Origin of the sequence: Mesorhizobium sp. M0139, from assembly GCF_040322455.1 — a bacterium.
Taxonomy (GTDB): domain Bacteria; phylum Pseudomonadota; class Alphaproteobacteria; order Rhizobiales; family Rhizobiaceae; genus Mesorhizobium.
Map to the genome: position 1 here is coordinate 257,956 of NZ_JAMYTN010000003.1, position 15,039 is coordinate 272,994.

Below are 15,039 nucleotides of genomic sequence, written 5' to 3' on the forward strand. Positions count from 1 at the left end.
CTCAGCGCTGGATCGGCCTATTGCCGGTCCAGCCGCATGAAGGCAGCGCGCAACGCCAGCACCGCGCGCAGGATCTGGCGTTCGTCCATCGCGGCATAGCCGAGCAGCAGGCCGTGTTCCGGCTCGCTCGAATGGTAGTTGATCGAGATGCCCTGCACGTCGAGGCCCTCCTTGACGGCGGCGGCGACGACGTCACTGTCCTTGTAGGGTCGGACAAAACTGGCCAGCAGTTGCATGCCGGAATCGTTCTCGGTCACAGTCAGCCATTCGGCCAGATGCTCCTGGCACAGTTTTACGAAATTGGCCTGCCGGCGCGCATAGAGCCGGCGCATACGCTTCAGATGCGTGGCGAAATAGCCTTGCGTGATGAAGTCGTTGACCGTCGCCTGCAGGATCAGCGGCGCGAACTGGCCGGTGATCGAGACGGCGCGGTCGAAGGGGACCGACAGTTCGCGCGGCACGATGAGATAGCCGATGCGGAGCGCCGGGATCAGCGTCTTGCCGAAGGAGCCGATATAGACGACCCGGTCGGCGTGATCGAGGCCGCGCAGCGCCGGTACCGGCCGGCCACGGTACCGGTACTCGCCGTCATAATCATCCTCGACGATCCAGGCGCCGTGGCGGTCGGCGATGTCGAGCAGCTGCAGCCGTTCCTCGATGCGCATGATGGTGCCGAACGGCCACTGGCAGGATGGCGTCACATAGATCAGGCGCGGCGGCGGCAGCTCTGGGTCTGCGAGATGCCATCCAAGGCGATCGACCTTCAAGGGCGCAAGCTGCGCGCCGCTGGCGAGAAAGGCGCTCTTGGCGCCGAGATAGCCGGGCTCCTCCATCCAGACATGGTCGCCTTCGTCCATCAGCACGCGCGAAGCGAGGTCGAGTGCTGCCTGCGCGCCGGTGACGATGATGACCTGGTCGGCGGTGCAATTGATGCCGCGCGACAGGCTTATGGTCGAGGCGATGGCCTGGCGCAGGCCGGGATGGCCGGCAAAGGAGATATAGCCGAGCAAATTCTCATCGCGGCTGCGCGCATTGCGCACCAGAAGGCTCGACCAGATGGTGAAGGGAAAGGATGCCGATTCCGGCACGCCCGGATGGAAGTTGATGACGCCGGCATTGCGTGGCGGCTGCGGGCCGTTGACGATGGTCTGACCGCGCCGCGAGAGTTTTTGCGGGGCGGCGAGGCCGGCGCGCAGCGCGGCCGGCGGGCGTTTCTGCTGGATCGGCGCCACCCAGGTGCCGGACCCGGCGCGCGCCTCTATAAACCCTTCGGCGAGCAGCTGGTCGTAGGCGGCGATCACCGTGTTGCGGCCGACCTTGAGATCCTCGGCCAGCGAGCGTGTCGAAGGAAGCAGCGTGTTCTGCTGGATCTGGCCGTCGAGGATGAAGCGCCGCAAGGCGCCGTAGATCTGCCGGTGCATCGGTTCGTCCGAGCCGCGGTCGACCGACATGATGTCGAGGGAAAGGCGCATATGGTCGGCCAAGCTAGTCTCCGACCAACCTGGCGGCGCGGGCGATCTTCTCTTCGTTAAGCAGGCAGACAGTCTCCAGCACCAGCCGTCTGGTTTCGGGACGGACCTCGCGGCTGTTCTTCAGCGCGCGGTGAACGGTTGCCGCGCCGAGTTCCGCCTTCTCGGCGATCTCACGGATGGTGCAAAGCCGTTCCATGCCGAGTGCCGCCTCGAATGCCATGTCGCTCCTCCATCTGCATCAAGGCATGCCTCGTCCCCAGCCTCAAGCTGGAAACGCCGGGCCGGCAACTCGGGGGCAAAAATTTCGATGCCAAGAACTGTGCGATCCGCGCCGCCAAGGGAGGGCGGCGGCGCGGATCGCCGGGCGCTTTCGCGTCGCTACCCCTACCGAGGCGCGCGCCCAACCGGCCCAACCACCAGCCCCCCGGCGGTGGTTAGGCCATGTCTCGTATTGCCACGTCGAACCCGGCCGCGCAGGCCGTTTTGAGAAGCGAAGCGTAACCTTTCGTGGCATAGGTCAAGGGGTGTGCCTTGGCCGGATCCTGCTCGGCCTCGACGACGATCCAGCCTTCGAAGCCATGGCTGGCCAGAGGCTGCAGCAGCGACAGGAAATCGACGGAGCCATCGCCGGGCACGGTGAAGATTCCTTCCATCACTGCCGCCATGAAACTCATGTCCTCGCGCCGTGCCTTCTCCAGCACGGCCGCGCGGACGTCCTTGCAATGGAAATGCACGATGCGGTCGAGATGCCGGTTCAGGAGGGAGGCCGGGTCGCCGCCTGAGAACAGACAATGGCCGGTATCGAACAGCAGGCCGACGCTCTTGCCGGTTGCGGCCATCAGCCTGTCGACCTCGTCATCGCTCTCGACGATCGTGCCCATATGGTGATGGAAAGCCATGCCGACGCCGAAGGCAGCCATGCGGTCGGCGAGTTCGGTCAGCTTCTCGCCATAGGCGGTCCATTCGCCGTCAGCGAGGCGCGGACGCTGTGAGATCGGCGCGAAAATGCCGTCATGACGGCCGCGCGAGGTGTCGGCATAGACGACGACCTTGGCGCCGAGGTCGCGCAGCAGGGTCAGATGCGAGGTGAGGGCGGCGAATTCCTCGTCGACCGTGCGGTCCAGAATGCGGCCGTCATACCAGCCGGAGACGAGTTCCAGTCCGTAAGAAGACAGGATCGGTCCAAGCTCGTCGCTTCGCCTGGGGAATTTGCCGCCGAGTTCGGTGCCGCGATAGCCGGCCTGCCTGGTTTCCGACAGGCATGTCGCGAGCGGCGTATCGCCGCCGAGTGCGGGAACATCGTCATTGCTCCAGGTGATGGGATTGATGCCGATCTTGACCGTCATGCCGCTACTTCAAAGGGCTCGGGGAAACACAAAGCCGAGGCCGGCAAACTGAGGGGAAAGAGGACCTGTCACTAGGTCCAGTTGAGGTGAATTTGGTAGAGCCAATCGGGAGCGCTAAAGCGCGTCCCGTTTGAACGGACTAAGTCGACGCGCTTAGGTCTTTGCATGTCGTTGTCTCAAAACCGGCGCCACTTTTGAGCGACATGCATTAATCCTGCTGCGGCCTTCCGAAGGCCGCGCGCAGTTCGTCCTTGGCGTCCTCGAGCACTTTCCGGCGCGCCTGCGGCAGGTTCTTGCCGGCGCGGTTGATGTAGAAATTCAGCATCGACATGGCCGACTGAAACGGCTCGGCCTTGCGGCGGTCGCTGTGCTCGGCCGAGCGCTTGAGCGAGGCCGCGATCTTCCTGGCGTCGTCGGCTTCGAAGATGTGGTCCTCGAGGTCCATCGCATCGCTGTGCTCGGTCACCTCGGCCGACCATTTCTTTTTCGCGGTCATGACAAACTCCTTCCTGTCGCAAAAACTCGAGCAGGCCGCCGCCGGTTCCCGAGAAAGTCGCCGGGCCGCTGGAGCCACGGATCATGGCCCTGTGGCGCTGCCCGTCGCGGTGAATGCGCCGATAGTGGCGACACAACGGTCGACTTCCCAGGACCGTAGACAGGAAACGCCTTGACCCCGATCGTCGCCAATCAGGCGGATAGCCCCGGCATCGACAGCAGCTACGCCTGGATGCGGCTTGCCATCTCCATGCTGCTGGCGACGATCGGTGCGGTCGGCATGTGGGCCGTCGTCGTCGTGCTGCCGGCCGTGCAGGCCGAGTTCGGCGTTGACCGCGCCGCGGCATCGATGCCCTACACCGCAACCATGGTCGGCTTCGCCGCCGGCAATGTGCTGGTTGGCCGCGCGGTCGATCGCATGGGGTATTGGATCCCGGCACTGCTATCCTCGGTGGCTCTCGCCGCCGGCCTGCTGCTCGCCGCGCTGTCGACCTCTATCCTGCAATTCACCCTTGCCCAGGGCGTGCTGATTGGTGTCGGCACATCGGTGATCTTCGGGCCGCTGATCGCCGACATCTCGCACTGGTTCAACCGTCGGCGCGGCGTCGCCGTCACAGCTGCGGCGGCTGGCAACTATCTCGCCGGAGCGCTCTGGCCAACCATCATGCCGACACTGATCAAGGCGGAAGGCTGGCGCTTCACCTATGCCGGCATCGGTGTCTTCTGCCTGGTCACCATGGTGCCACTGGTGCTGTTGTTGCGGCGCGCTGCTCCGGCGGCGGCTGCCGCCGGTTCGCCCGGAAGCCGGCCAGTGCAGTCGATTTCGCTGTCGCCGGCGGCGTTACAGGTGCTGCTGATCGTTGCCGGTCTCGGCTGCTGCGTGGCGATGTCGATGCCGCAGGTGCACATCGTCGCCTATTGCATGGATCTTGGCTACGGCATTGCGCATGGCGCCGACATGCTGTCGATCATGATGGCGGCGGGTGTCGTCAGCCGGCTCGCCTCCGGCTTTGTCGCCGACCGCATCGGCGGCGTGAAAACCCTGCTTATCGGTTCCGTGCTGCAATGCCTGTCGCTTTTGTTTTACATCCCGTTCGATGGGCTTGCCTCGCTCTATGTCGTGTCGCTGGTGTTCGGCCTGTCGCAAGGCGGCATCGTGCCTTGCTATGCCATCATCGTGCGCGAATACCTGCCCGCCAGGGAGGCCGGCCAGCGTATCGGCATCGTCATGATGGCGACCATCTTCGGCATGGCGATCGGTGGCTGGATGTCGGGCTGGATCTACGACCTGACCGGCTCTTACGCCGCCGCGTTCCTCAACGGGATCGCGTGGAACTTGCTGAACATAGTGGCCATCGGGCTGCTGCTGTGGAAAGCAAAACGCAGTGCTGCCCTGATGGCTTAGGAAGGCAGGATTGCCCTGTTGCTTGACAAGGGCGATTGGCTGCGCGACGCCAGCAGGCGAGTGGGTGCGGCAGCAGCCGGTTGGCATGGTGGCAGTGGAAAAGCTGAACATGGTTTCGCAAGGGCGCAGCGGCCGGGGCCTGGCACGTGGAGGATGTCCATGACCAAGCCGCGCTCGCGTCGTGGGGGCGGCCGCCCGACCCTATCAGATGTGGCGCGCAAGGCCGGCGTCGGCGCCATTACCGTGTCGCGGGCGCTGCGCGAACCGGAACGCGTCAGCCAGGATCTGCGGCGCCAGATCCAGGCCGCTGTCGACGAACTTGGTTATGTCCCGGATCCCAATGCACGGGCACTGGCCTCGGCGCGCGCCGATGTGTTCGGCGTGCTGGTGCCGTCGCTGACCAACAACGTCTTCGCAGAAGTGGTGCGCGGCATCTATGACAGCCTGTCGGACGGCCCGTTCCGCGTCCAGCTCGGCAACACCCATTATTCCGGCCTCGAGGAGGAGCGCCTGCTGCAGGTGTTCGCACCGCAGCGCCCGGCGGCGCTGATCGTGGCCGGCATCGACCAGACGCCGACCTCGCGAAAGCTGCTGGAGAGCGCGGGCTGCCCGGTGGTGCAGGTGATGGAGACCGGGCCCGATCCGGTCGACATGCTGGTCGGCTTCTCGCATTTCGACGGCGGCCGCACCGCGACCGAGCATCTGATCGAGGCGGGCTGCCGGCGGATCGGCTTCATCGGCGCACGCATGGACCCGCGCTCGCAGCGGCGGCTTGCCGGCTATCGCGCGGCAATGGAGAAGGCCGGCCTGTTCGACCCGCGGCTCGTCACCACCACTCCGCTACTGTCCAGCGTGACGCTCGGCCGCGAGCTGCTTCGCGATGCGCTGGCCAAGATGCCGGCGCTCGACGGCGTTTTCTGCAACAATGACGACATCGCGCTCGGCGTTTTGTTCGAATGCCATAGCGCCGCGCTCAACGTGCCGAAAACAATCGGCATTGTCGGCTTCAACGACCTCGAAATGATGCAGGCGGCGTTCCCGCCGCTCACCAGTATCCGCACCCCTCGCTATGAAATCGGCCGTCGGTCTGTCGCCATGGCGCTGGCGGCGATCGCAGGACGAAGGCCTGAGCAGCGGGTCGTCGATCTCGGTTTCGAACTCAAGCCCCGCGAGAGCACCGCACGCTGAACACGCTTTGGCTGCCTCAGCAAATGGTGCTTTACACAACGTCATGGTAGCGCTACCATTTTCGTCGGGCAGACGTTTTGATGAAAGGCCGCCCCTGTTTATTATACATAAGCAACAGCTCATGCTTGTTTATTATGTATAATATGCTAGTTTCGTTTCTCGCCTGTGAAGCGGCGAGGGGGAGGGGATCGGGCCGGCTTCGGGCCCTTGAGACGTGGCGCCGGCCAGGCTGGAGGGCCTTCGGCAGGCGTGGAAAACACACCACGACAAACAGCATCAAATAAACAAGCAGCAGCAAACAAAACTACAACTGGGAGGAATATCGATGATCAAGTCACTTGTTGGTGGCATCGTTGCCGCCACTGCATTCGTCATGCTGAGTTCGTCGGCCATGGCCGACCCGGAAGTTGTCAAGGGACCGTCGGCTGAGCCGGATTGCTTTGCGCCCTGGGCGGCCGATACGCAGTTCTTCAAGTTCCCCAAGAAAGACGGCCCATACCGCATCGCGCTCGCCAATGGCTATATCGCCAACACCTGGCGCATCCAGATGGTGCAGACCGCCAAGGCCTATGCGGCCCAGCCGGAGGTCGCCGCGAAACTGAAGGAATTCAAGGTCGTCTCGACCGGCGAGGACGTGCCGGCTCAGATTTCGGCGATCAACAACTTCATCGATTCCGGCTATGACGCGATCGTCGTCAACGCCCAGAACCCGACCGCTTTCGGGCCGGTCATCAAGCGCGCCAGGGAAGCTGGCGTCATCCTCGTCGCCTTCGACAATATTCTCGACACCAAGGACGCCATCAACGTCAATGTCGACCAGAAGGGCCTTGGCGAATTGTGGGGCAAATGGCTGGTCGGCCATGTGCCGAATGGCGGCAAGGTGCTCGAAGTGCGCGGCGTTGCCGGAACTTCCGTGGACACCGACCGTCACAACGGCATCCATGAAGCGCTCGATGCCTCCGGCAAGAAATGGGACGTCACCGAGGTGGTCGGCAAATGGGACGACGGCGTGGCGCAGAAAGCCACGGCCGACGCCATTGCCACCAACGGCCCGTTCGACGGCATCACCGGGCAAGGCGGCGACACCGGCATCGTGCAGGCGATGATCGATGCCAAGCATGCTTTCGTGCCGTTCGGCGGCGAGACCGAGAACGGTTTCCGCAAGTTCTGCGCGGCACATGCCGGCGACGGGCTGAAATGCTCATCGGCCGGCACCGGTCCGGCGCAGGTCGCGGTCGCCATCAAGACGGCGATTGCCGCGCTCGAAGGCAACGTTGTGCCGCAAGCGGTGAAGCTGCCGCTGGCGATCGTCGAGGACCCGAACTTCAAGGCCGGTCAGGATTTCTTCCCCGACCAGTCCGACAATTTCTTCGTCGGCAATTCCTTCCCGACCTGCGGCATCAATTTCACCGCGCAGGAAATTATGGGCCAGACCAAAGCTGACCAATAGGGGCTGACCAATAGGCGGCATATCCGGCGCCGCGGGATCTCCGCGGCGCCGGCCACTCGATATCCCTTGAAGTCAAACTGCCTCGGGAGGGCCGATGGACGGTGCGGTTCCGCTTTTCCGGATGGAAGGCATATCCAAGCGCTATGGTGGTGTGCGGGCGCTGGAAAAGGCCGAGCTTTCGGTCGCGTCCGGTAGCATCCACGCCATTCTCGGCGAAAACGGCGCCGGCAAATCGACGCTGATCAAGGTCATGGCGGGCGTCGTCGCGCCCGACGAAGGCCGCATGATGCTGAACGGCAGCGAGGTGACGTTCGCTTCGCCTGCTGCTGCAAACAAGTCCGGCATCGTCTGCATCTTCCAGGAGCTGTCGCTGGTTCCCGAACTCAGCGTTGCCGACAACATCGTCATCTCCGATCCGCCGAAGCGTTTCGGCATGATCGACCGCAAGGCGCAGCGCCGCATTGCCGAGGATGCGCTGGCACGCGCAGGTGCGGCCGACATCCATCCATTGGCGCTGGTCAAGGATCTTCCGCTTTCAAGAAGACAGATGGTCGAGATCGCCAAGGCATTGGCCAGGAAGCCGCGCATCCTGATCCTCGACGAGGCGACCTCGGCGCTGACCGCGACGGACGTCGCCAGGATATTCAGCGTGCTCAAGCGGTTGCGCTCGGAAGGGTTGGCGCTGCTTTACATTTCGCACCGCATGAACGAGATCGCCGAGCTTGCCGACCACTGCACGGTGTTTCGCAACGGCCGCAATGTCGCCAGCTACAAGGCAGGCACAAAGAGCGACAACGAAGTCGTCGAACTGATGATCGGGCGCGAATACAGCCATATTTTCCCGCCGAAACCCGCGCGCACCGCAGCCGCCGCCGTTCCCGTGCTGGAGGCGCGCAAGCTGTCCTGGACGGACCGGCTGGACAATGTCTCGCTGACGGTCGGGGCAGGCGAGGTCGTCGGCCTTGGCGGCCTGGACGGCCAGGGCCAGCGCGAATTGCTGCTTGCCTTTTTCGGTGTGCTGCGCGGCCTCGGCGGCCAGATCCTTATCGACGGCAAGCCGGTTTCGATCGCCAGCCCGCAAGCGGCGCGCGACGACCGCATCGGCATGGCGCTGATCCCGGAGGACCGCAAGACCGAAGGCCTGATGCTGCCGATGACGGTGCGCGAGAACCTCTCCTTTGCCGCCCTAGACCGGCTGTCCAAGGCCGGCATCATCGACCGCGCCGCCGAACAGCGGCTGATCGACGACATGGTCGGGCTGCTGGCGATCAAGACGGCCGGCCTCGACATTCCGGTCGGTGCGCTGTCGGGGGGCAACCAGCAGAAGGTGGTCATCGCCAAATGGCTGATGCGCCAGCCGCGTATCATCCTGCTCAACGATCCGACGCGCGGCATCGATGTCGGCACCAAGCAGGAACTCTATCAACTGATGCGCAAGCTGGCGGATGCGGGGGCGGCGATCCTGTTCTATTCAACCGACTATGACGAACTGATCGGCTGCTGCGACCGCGTGCTGGTGCTCTATGACGGCGCGGTCAAGCGCGAGCTGGTCGGAGCCGAGATCACCGAGCGGGCGCTCATTGCAAGCGCGCTCAACATCCACGGCGATGACGGCGCGAGAGACGATGCCGGCGCAAGACAGGGAGCGGACGCGTGAAAGAGTGGCGCTACTGGCTGGCCGAGCAGCGCGGAACACTGATGGCACTCGGCATATTCATTGTCATGTTCGTCATCTACACCTCGAACCATCCGGCGGGCTTCACCGCCAATGTCGTGCAGACAGCGTCCAACAAGGGCGTGCTGCTCGCCTTCGTCGCCATGGCCCAGACACTGGTCGTGATCACCGCCGGCATCGACCTCTCCGTCGGCATGATCTTCACGCTGACCAATTGCCTCGCCTCCTGGCTAGTCATCGGCACCGGCCTCGAGACCGCTTTCGGCGTCATCGCCGTGCTCGGCACCGGGTTCCTGTGCGGGGCGATCAACGGCGCCATCGTCATCTACGGCCGCCTGCAGCCGATCGTCGCCACGATCGCCACGGGTGCGGTCTATTTCGGCATCGCGCTGCTGCTGAGGCCGTTTCCCGGCGGTTCGGTCAACGAAGGTCTCGCCGACGCGCTGACCGGACGCCTGTTGGGCGTGGTGCCGGCGAGCCTGGTCGTGCTGCTCGCCGTCGTGCTCGTGGTCTGGGTACCGTTCAGCCGCTCGGTGCTCGGGCGCGCGGCCTATGCGGCCGGATCCTCGGAGACGGCGGCCTACATGTCCGGTGTGCCGATAAGGCGCGGCAAGTTCGCTGCCTACGCGCTCGCAGGCCTGTTGGCCGCGATCGGCGGACTGTTCCTGACCTTCTTCACCTATACGGGCGATGCAGCCTATGCCAGCGGCAACGCCTATACGCTGTTTTCAATCGCCGCGGTGGTGCTGGGCGGCGTCTCGCTGTTCGGCGGCAAAGGCAGCGCCATCGGCGCCATCTTCGGCGCGCTGGCCTTCCGCACCATCGGCGACCTGTTGTTCGTGTTCGATTTCGACCCGCTATGGCAGCCACTGTTCCAGGGCGTTATCCTGCTGGTTGCGGTCAGCCTCGGCGCCTTCGCACTGTTTCGGGTCCGCAACCGGCTGGAGTGGTTCCTGTGAGCGAAACGACGTTGGGCGGCATAGCCGGCCGCATGCCGAAATTCATCCGCCGCGCCGATCCGGCGGTGCTGACGGCCTTCGCCTGCATCGTGCTGTTGCTGTTCCTAGGCAGCCTCTATTCCAGGAGCTTTCTGTCGCCTGAATATCTCTTGCAGCAGCTCAAGGTGGCCTCGTTCCTCGGCGTCATCGCCACAGGCATGATGCTGGTCATCCTGCTAGGCCAGATCGACCTGTCGGTGCCGTGGGCGGTGGCGGCGGGCGCGATGATGGCGTGTGCGGCTGCGGCCTATGGCCCGATCGGTGTGGCGCTGGCCATCCCGTTCGGCATCTTCTGCGGGGTGCTGATCGGCATCGTCAACGGCTTTGGCGTCGCCTATCTGCGCATACCCTCGATGATCATCACGCTCGCAACCAACGCTGTCGCTCAGGGGCTCATGGTCGTTTATACCGGCGGCTACTCGCCACAGGATTCGGCCACCGGCGCCATGCGCTATCTTGCGACAGGTTTTACCATTCCAGGCGTGCCTAACGCCGTCATCATCTGGGCCCTGATTGGTGCGGCGATGGTGTTCGTGCTGTCCCGCACCAGCTTCGGCCGCACCGTCTACGGCATCGGCAACCGCGAGCGTGCCGCCTATCTCTCCGGCATCGATACAAGGCGCGTGGTGATGATCGCCTTCGCTATCTCAGGCGGGCTGTCCGCCTTTGGCGGAGTGCTTCTCGCCGGCTATGCCTCCAAGGCGGCGCAATCGATGGGCGATGCCTATCTCCTGCCGTCGATCGCCGCCGTGGTTCTGGGCGGCACCTCCATCCTGGGTGGCCGCGGCTCCTATCTCGGCACCGTCGCCGGTGTCATTCTGATCACCCTCCTGCAGTCCATACTCTCGGTCATGCAGATGCCGGAGGCGGGGCGGCAGATCGTCTATGGCCTGGTCATCGTCGCCATGCTCCTGCTCTACGGCCGCGCGCCGGCAAGCCGCTGACCATGGACGAAAAGACCGCAAAGGCGCCAATGGGCGCTACCGGCTCAGTGCCTCGGGCCATTGTGGTGATGGGCGTCGCCGGCTGCGGAAAATCGGCTGTCGGCAAAGCATTGGCAGCAGAGGAAGGGGCCGTCTTTGTCGAAGGCGACAGGCTGCACCCACCCGAAAACGTCGCCCGCATGGCGAGCGGCGAGCCGCTCACAGATCAACTGCGTGAGGGCTGGCTCGATGCCATCGGCGAGCGGATCGCCCACCTGACCGGCAGCGGCCAAAGCGTGGTTGCCGCCTGCTCGGCGCTGAAGCGCAGCTACCGCGATCGTCTGCGTGGCTTCCGCCGGGATATCGATTTCATCTATCTGAAGATCGATCCCGCAACCGCCAAGCAGCGTGTCGCCAACCGCAAGGGCCATTTCATGCCGGCAAGCCTGGTCGAAAGCCAGTTCGCCATCCTTGAGCCGCCTGGCGCCGACGAGCGGGCGCTGACGGCCGACGCCACACTTCCAGTGGCTGAGATCGTCACCGCCGTTGCCAGCCTGCTGGCCGGCGCAAAATCATGAACCACCCTCGTCGGGCAAGGCGGTTTCCGGTCGTTCGGTGAACCGGTCGGCGCCGGACCAGACCATCATTTGCTCGGGATAGAGTTTCAGCGCCTCCAGCAAGCGGTCGCGCTTGAGCAATATGTACTCGGCCTGCAGCGCCATGTTCTTGGCGCCGGCTCTGGCCGCGCGCTCGCCGGCCTCTGCCGGGGCCGGCACCAGTTCGGGACTTAGGACGGCGCGGTATTGGCGGAACGGATCGGTCTCGAAGGTCGACATGGAAAACAGCGCCGCCTTGCCTCTGGCAGCGAAATTCGTCGGCGCCGAGGCGAGGTGAGTCCAGCCGCTCTCGCCAAGGCCGACTTCGGTGAATGTCGAGCCGGCATGCACGGTGTTGGTCACCAATACGACGCCGTTGCTGCCAAGGATCTTCTGGATCCGGCCGGTGACCTGGTAGGCGTCGCTGCGGTCGAACACGATCCGGCTTTTCAGGAAACGGTTCTCGACCCGAACCATCGGCGGGTTCAGGAAGCGCAAGCCGAAGGTCGAATCGGATATGCCGTGAGCCCTGACGCTGAGCTGGTGTGTCTCGATACCGGCCTCATGGAGAGCGCGTTTGCCGATGATGGTCTGTGCCGTGAACTGATCGCACCAGATGATAGCGCCGTGGCCGCGCTTCAGCGCCGCTTGCAGGCCTTCCAGGCCCTCCAGCCGGATATCAGGTGACCAGCGGCGGCCGATGAGATGCGCGGCAAGCAGCAAACGCCGGCGGTGGTTGGCGCAGAGCAAGGCCCTGAACTGCCTTTGCGCATCGATGCCATTGCCGAGCACGGCGCGCGTCGCGGCGGCGTAGCGCACGAAATCCTTGCGGATATGGCGCTTGAGGCGCAGCCCCGATATGCGACTGCAGATCGCGGCCCACCAATTGACCGGCAGCAATGCCGCGACCCCGAGATAGAAGGCGGCCAGCAGCAGCTCGCGGAAATCCCTGTTGTTGAAGGTGCGCAACTTGCCGGCGCGGACCTGCTTGCGGCTGAAGAAGCGGACATGCTCGGCGCGTTCGGGCACCAGGATGTCGGCGATGATTTCCGTATGATAAATGACGGCGGAAGATGGTGTCCGGTCGGCTTTCCGGGATTTTCCCAACCACGGCAGCCTCATCCGATCGGTGTCCACCTGTTCTTGCGTGCGTCCGGAAATCGCTTTACTGCGTCTGCCACGGGCGCGCAATCGGCGCCGGCAAGGCCATGGTGAACGCCATTCAGGGTTCGAACTTGAAACAGGCCCTATCGGTAGCACTTCCCCAACTGGCGCCCTGGCGGCCGGCTGCGGTGGCGCTGATGGCGCCGGACCGGCCGTCCCTGAGCTTTGCCGGCCTCGCCAATCTTGTCGACAAGCTCTGCGGCGATCTCGCCAGGCGTGGCGTTGCCCGCGGCACGGCCGTCGGCATCGTCTTGCCCAACGGCCCGGAAACGGCGGCCTGTTTCCTGGCGGTCTCGGCGTTGGCGACGGCGGCGCCGCTCAATCCGGCTTACGGCGAAGACGAATTCCGCTTCTATCTCGGCGATCTCGATGTGAAGCTGCTGCTGTGCGGACAAGGCATGGGCGATGCCGCGCGCAACGCCGCAAAGGGGCTCGGCATTGCGGTGCTCGACGTCGTCGTGACTGACGGCGCCAAGGCTGGCGAGTTTCTGCTGGCGGGCGACGCCGAGGTGGAGGCTGCCAGCGAGGCTCGCCTCGACGATATGCAGTTCAACGGACCCGACGATTTCGCGCTTGTCCTGCACACATCGGGAACCACGGCGCGACCGAAGATCGTCGGCTTGCGGCAGCGCAATCTGCAGGCATCGATGGCCAACATCGCCAGCACCCTGGCGCTGTCGGCAAACGATATGTGTCTCAACGTGATGCCGCTGTTCCACATTCACGGGCTGATGGCGGCGCTCAGCGCACAGCTGGCAGTCGGCGGCGCTGTTGTCTGCACGCCGGGCTTCAACCCGCTCAAATTCTACGGCTGGCTGGGCGATTTCCGGCCGAGCTGGTACAGCGCGGTGCCGACCATGCATCAGGCGATCCTGGCGCGCGCCGCCCGCAATGGCGAAACCATCGCGGCTGCGCGGCTGCGCTTCATCCGCTCGTCTTCGGCAGCGCTTCCCGACACCGTGTTCCGCGACCTCGAGCGCGTCTTCGGCTGTCCGGTGGTCGAGGCCTATGGCATGACCGAGGCGGCGCACCAGATGACATCCAACGGCCTGCCGCCGGCACGCCGCAAGCCAGGCTCGGTCGGCCTGCCTGCGGGTCCGCAGGTGACGATCCTGGACGACAAGGGGACGATCCTGCCGGCGGGTGAAAAGGGCGAGATCGCGGTGCGCGGCGCCAACATCCATGATGGCTATCTCGACAATCCGGTGGCCAATGAAGCTGCCTTCAGCGATGGCTGGTTCCGCACCGGCGACCAGGGCCTCATCGACGAGGATGGCGATCTGAAGATCACCGGGCGGCTGAAGGAGATCATCAATCGCGGCGGCGAAAAGATCTCGCCGCTCGAGGTCGACAATGTGTTGCTCGATCATCCGCTGGTGGCGCAGGCGGTGACCTTCGCCGTGCCGCACGCCATGCTCGGCGAAGAGGTGGGTGCGGCCATCGTGCTGGCCGAGGGCGCCACCGCCGATGCCGAGCAGATTCGTGATTTCGCGCGCAGCCGGATCGTCGAGTTCAAGGTGCCGCGCCACATCCTGTTTCTCCAGGAGATACCCAAGGGTCCCACCGGCAAAATCCAGCGCGTCGGCCTGGCCGGCAAGCTCGGCCTGGTCTGAGGACTCTCATTTCAGCATGATCTTGTCCGAAAACCGGTTCGCACTTTTCGGGACCATGCTCTAATTTAGATCTGCGATGTCAGTTCGACCGGAAAATCATCATTGTCGGCGTCGCGCATGGCGGCGAGGCTGCGATTGTCCAGCACTTCGGCGATCGCCTGGCGCACTTCCAGCATCATGTGCCGGACTTGGCAGGTCGCCTCGTCGCAATCCTCGCAGCGCTGGTATTGCGTGCGGCTGGCGCAGGGTATGGGAGCGAGCGGGCCGTCCAGCACGCGCACGACGTGGCCGATCTTGATTTCGGAAGCCGGCCGGGCGAGGCGATAACCGCCTTCCTTGCCCTTGCGGCTGAGGACGAAGCCGGCATTGCGCAGCTCGCCCAGAATGGCATCCAGAAATTTCTTCGGGATGTTGTTGGCGATCGCGATGTCGTTGACGAATGCAAGCTGGCCGACCGGCAGGCCGGAAAGATGCACGAGGGCCTTGAGGCCGTATTTGCCTTTTTTGGTAAGCATGCCCGCTTCAGTTCATGAAAACCCCAACCACCCGCATCTGGCGGTTGTTTGTGTGCAAATCATGACGTTTCGCCTGAACAACCCGGTTTCGCGTAGAACAAGCCGCCCGGTTGAGATGTTAGGCACAAAGGCGTTGATTCTTTGTAACGTTTTCGCCGATCGCGACAGATTCCGCCTGAAAGCCGTTTGTCGGCGCGCG

14 protein-coding genes are annotated in these 15,039 nt (G+C 64.1%); 8 read left to right on the plus strand and 6 right to left on the minus strand.

Features of this window, described 5'->3' with window-relative positions; all coding sequences use genetic code 11:
- Positions 1 to 17: 17 nt before the first annotated feature.
- From mocR to NKJ58_RS06255, 4 genes are all read right to left on the minus strand, one after another.
- On the minus strand, positions 18 to 1,484 hold the full coding sequence (mocR, locus tag NKJ58_RS06240; RefSeq protein WP_352518728.1) for a rhizopine catabolism transcriptional regulator MocR: 1,467 nt from the start codon (positions 1,482 to 1,484) through the stop codon (positions 18 to 20).
- Between the two features lies 1 nt (position 1,485).
- Positions 1,486 to 1,692: a LacI family DNA-binding transcriptional regulator gene (locus tag NKJ58_RS06245; RefSeq protein ID WP_023673063.1), complete on the minus strand. Its 207-nt coding sequence runs from the start codon at positions 1,690 to 1,692 to the stop codon at positions 1,486 to 1,488.
- Between the two features lie 214 nt (positions 1,693 to 1,906).
- On the minus strand, positions 1,907 to 2,818 hold the full coding sequence (gene iolE / locus NKJ58_RS06250) for a myo-inosose-2 dehydratase (RefSeq protein WP_023673064.1): 912 nt from the start codon (positions 2,816 to 2,818) through the stop codon (positions 1,907 to 1,909).
- A 208-nt stretch (positions 2,819 to 3,026) separates the two neighbouring features.
- Positions 3,027 to 3,314, minus strand: coding sequence for a DUF3175 domain-containing protein (locus tag NKJ58_RS06255; RefSeq protein ID WP_023673065.1), 288 nt, complete (start codon positions 3,312 to 3,314; stop codon positions 3,027 to 3,029).
- 231 nt (positions 3,315 to 3,545) lie between these two features.
- Between NKJ58_RS06255 and NKJ58_RS06260 the strand changes: the two genes are divergently transcribed.
- From NKJ58_RS06260 to NKJ58_RS06290, 7 genes are all read left to right on the plus strand, one after another.
- Positions 3,546 to 4,718, plus strand: a complete 1,173-nt coding sequence (locus NKJ58_RS06260) for an MFS transporter (RefSeq protein WP_050587434.1) — start codon at positions 3,546 to 3,548, stop codon at positions 4,716 to 4,718.
- 159 nt (positions 4,719 to 4,877) lie between these two features.
- The gene (gene gntR / locus NKJ58_RS06265; protein ID WP_023712085.1) at positions 4,878 to 5,906 is read left to right on the plus strand and encodes an HTH-type transcriptional regulator GntR; all 1,029 of its coding nucleotides are present in this window, start codon (positions 4,878 to 4,880) and stop codon (positions 5,904 to 5,906) included.
- A 325-nt stretch (positions 5,907 to 6,231) separates the two neighbouring features.
- Positions 6,232 to 7,356, plus strand: coding sequence for a sugar ABC transporter substrate-binding protein (locus tag NKJ58_RS06270; RefSeq protein ID WP_023673068.1), 1,125 nt, complete (start codon positions 6,232 to 6,234; stop codon positions 7,354 to 7,356).
- 94 nt (positions 7,357 to 7,450) lie between these two features.
- Positions 7,451 to 9,013: a sugar ABC transporter ATP-binding protein gene (locus NKJ58_RS06275; RefSeq protein ID WP_352518727.1), complete on the plus strand. Its 1,563-nt coding sequence runs from the start codon at positions 7,451 to 7,453 to the stop codon at positions 9,011 to 9,013.
- Positions 9,010 to 9,990, plus strand: coding sequence for an ABC transporter permease (locus NKJ58_RS06280; protein ID WP_023733121.1), 981 nt, complete (start codon positions 9,010 to 9,012; stop codon positions 9,988 to 9,990). The genes NKJ58_RS06275 and NKJ58_RS06280 overlap by 4 nt, the downstream gene beginning before the upstream one ends.
- On the plus strand, positions 9,987 to 10,973 hold the full coding sequence (locus NKJ58_RS06285) for an ABC transporter permease (protein ID WP_023673071.1): 987 nt from the start codon (positions 9,987 to 9,989) through the stop codon (positions 10,971 to 10,973). Before NKJ58_RS06280 ends, NKJ58_RS06285 begins: the two co-directional genes overlap by 4 nt.
- Positions 10,974 to 10,975: 2 nt before the next feature.
- Complete coding sequence (locus NKJ58_RS06290) at positions 10,976 to 11,530, plus strand: gluconokinase (RefSeq protein ID WP_352518726.1); 555 nt, start codon at positions 10,976 to 10,978, stop codon at positions 11,528 to 11,530.
- Here NKJ58_RS06290 and NKJ58_RS06295 read toward each other — a convergent pair.
- Positions 11,525 to 12,670, minus strand: coding sequence for a hypothetical protein (locus tag NKJ58_RS06295; RefSeq protein ID WP_352518725.1), 1,146 nt, complete (start codon positions 12,668 to 12,670; stop codon positions 11,525 to 11,527). The genes NKJ58_RS06290 and NKJ58_RS06295 overlap by 6 nt on opposite strands.
- Positions 12,671 to 12,783: 113 nt before the next feature.
- On the opposite strand from NKJ58_RS06295, the gene NKJ58_RS06300 reads away from it, so the two are divergent.
- The gene (locus NKJ58_RS06300) at positions 12,784 to 14,325 is read left to right on the plus strand and encodes an acyl--CoA ligase (RefSeq protein ID WP_502897526.1); all 1,542 of its coding nucleotides are present in this window, start codon (positions 12,784 to 12,786) and stop codon (positions 14,323 to 14,325) included.
- A 65-nt stretch (positions 14,326 to 14,390) separates the two neighbouring features.
- On the opposite strand, the gene NKJ58_RS06305 is transcribed toward NKJ58_RS06300, so the two are convergent.
- A complete protein-coding gene (locus NKJ58_RS06305; RefSeq protein WP_023673075.1) occupies positions 14,391 to 14,840 on the minus strand; it encodes an RrF2 family transcriptional regulator in 450 nt (149 codons plus the stop codon).
- Positions 14,841 to 15,039 lie beyond the last annotated feature (199 nt).

What these genes read in the sequence shown, in the direction of transcription:
- NKJ58_RS06295 (WP_352518725.1), bottom strand. Translation starts at nt 12,670, where the DNA reads ATGAGGCTGCCGTGGTTGGGAAAATCCCGGAAAGCCGACCGGACACCA.
- NKJ58_RS06275 (WP_352518727.1), top strand. Translation starts at nt 7,451, where the DNA reads ATGGACGGTGCGGTTCCGCTTTTCCGGATGGAAGGCATATCCAAGCGC.
- NKJ58_RS06245 (WP_023673063.1), bottom strand. Translation starts at nt 1,692, where the DNA reads ATGGCATTCGAGGCGGCACTCGGCATGGAACGGCTTTGCACCATCCGT.
- iolE (WP_023673064.1), bottom strand. Translation starts at nt 2,818, where the DNA reads ATGACGGTCAAGATCGGCATCAATCCCATCACCTGGAGCAATGACGAT.
- NKJ58_RS06305 (WP_023673075.1), bottom strand. Translation starts at nt 14,840, where the DNA reads ATGCTTACCAAAAAAGGCAAATACGGCCTCAAGGCCCTCGTGCATCTT.
- NKJ58_RS06260 (WP_050587434.1), top strand. Translation starts at nt 3,546, where the DNA reads ATGCGGCTTGCCATCTCCATGCTGCTGGCGACGATCGGTGCGGTCGGC.
- NKJ58_RS06290 (WP_352518726.1), top strand. Translation starts at nt 10,976, where the DNA reads ATGGACGAAAAGACCGCAAAGGCGCCAATGGGCGCTACCGGCTCAGTG.
- gntR (WP_023712085.1), top strand. Translation starts at nt 4,878, where the DNA reads ATGACCAAGCCGCGCTCGCGTCGTGGGGGCGGCCGCCCGACCCTATCA.
- NKJ58_RS06255 (WP_023673065.1), bottom strand. Translation starts at nt 3,314, where the DNA reads ATGACCGCGAAAAAGAAATGGTCGGCCGAGGTGACCGAGCACAGCGAT.
- NKJ58_RS06270 (WP_023673068.1), top strand. Translation starts at nt 6,232, where the DNA reads ATGATCAAGTCACTTGTTGGTGGCATCGTTGCCGCCACTGCATTCGTC.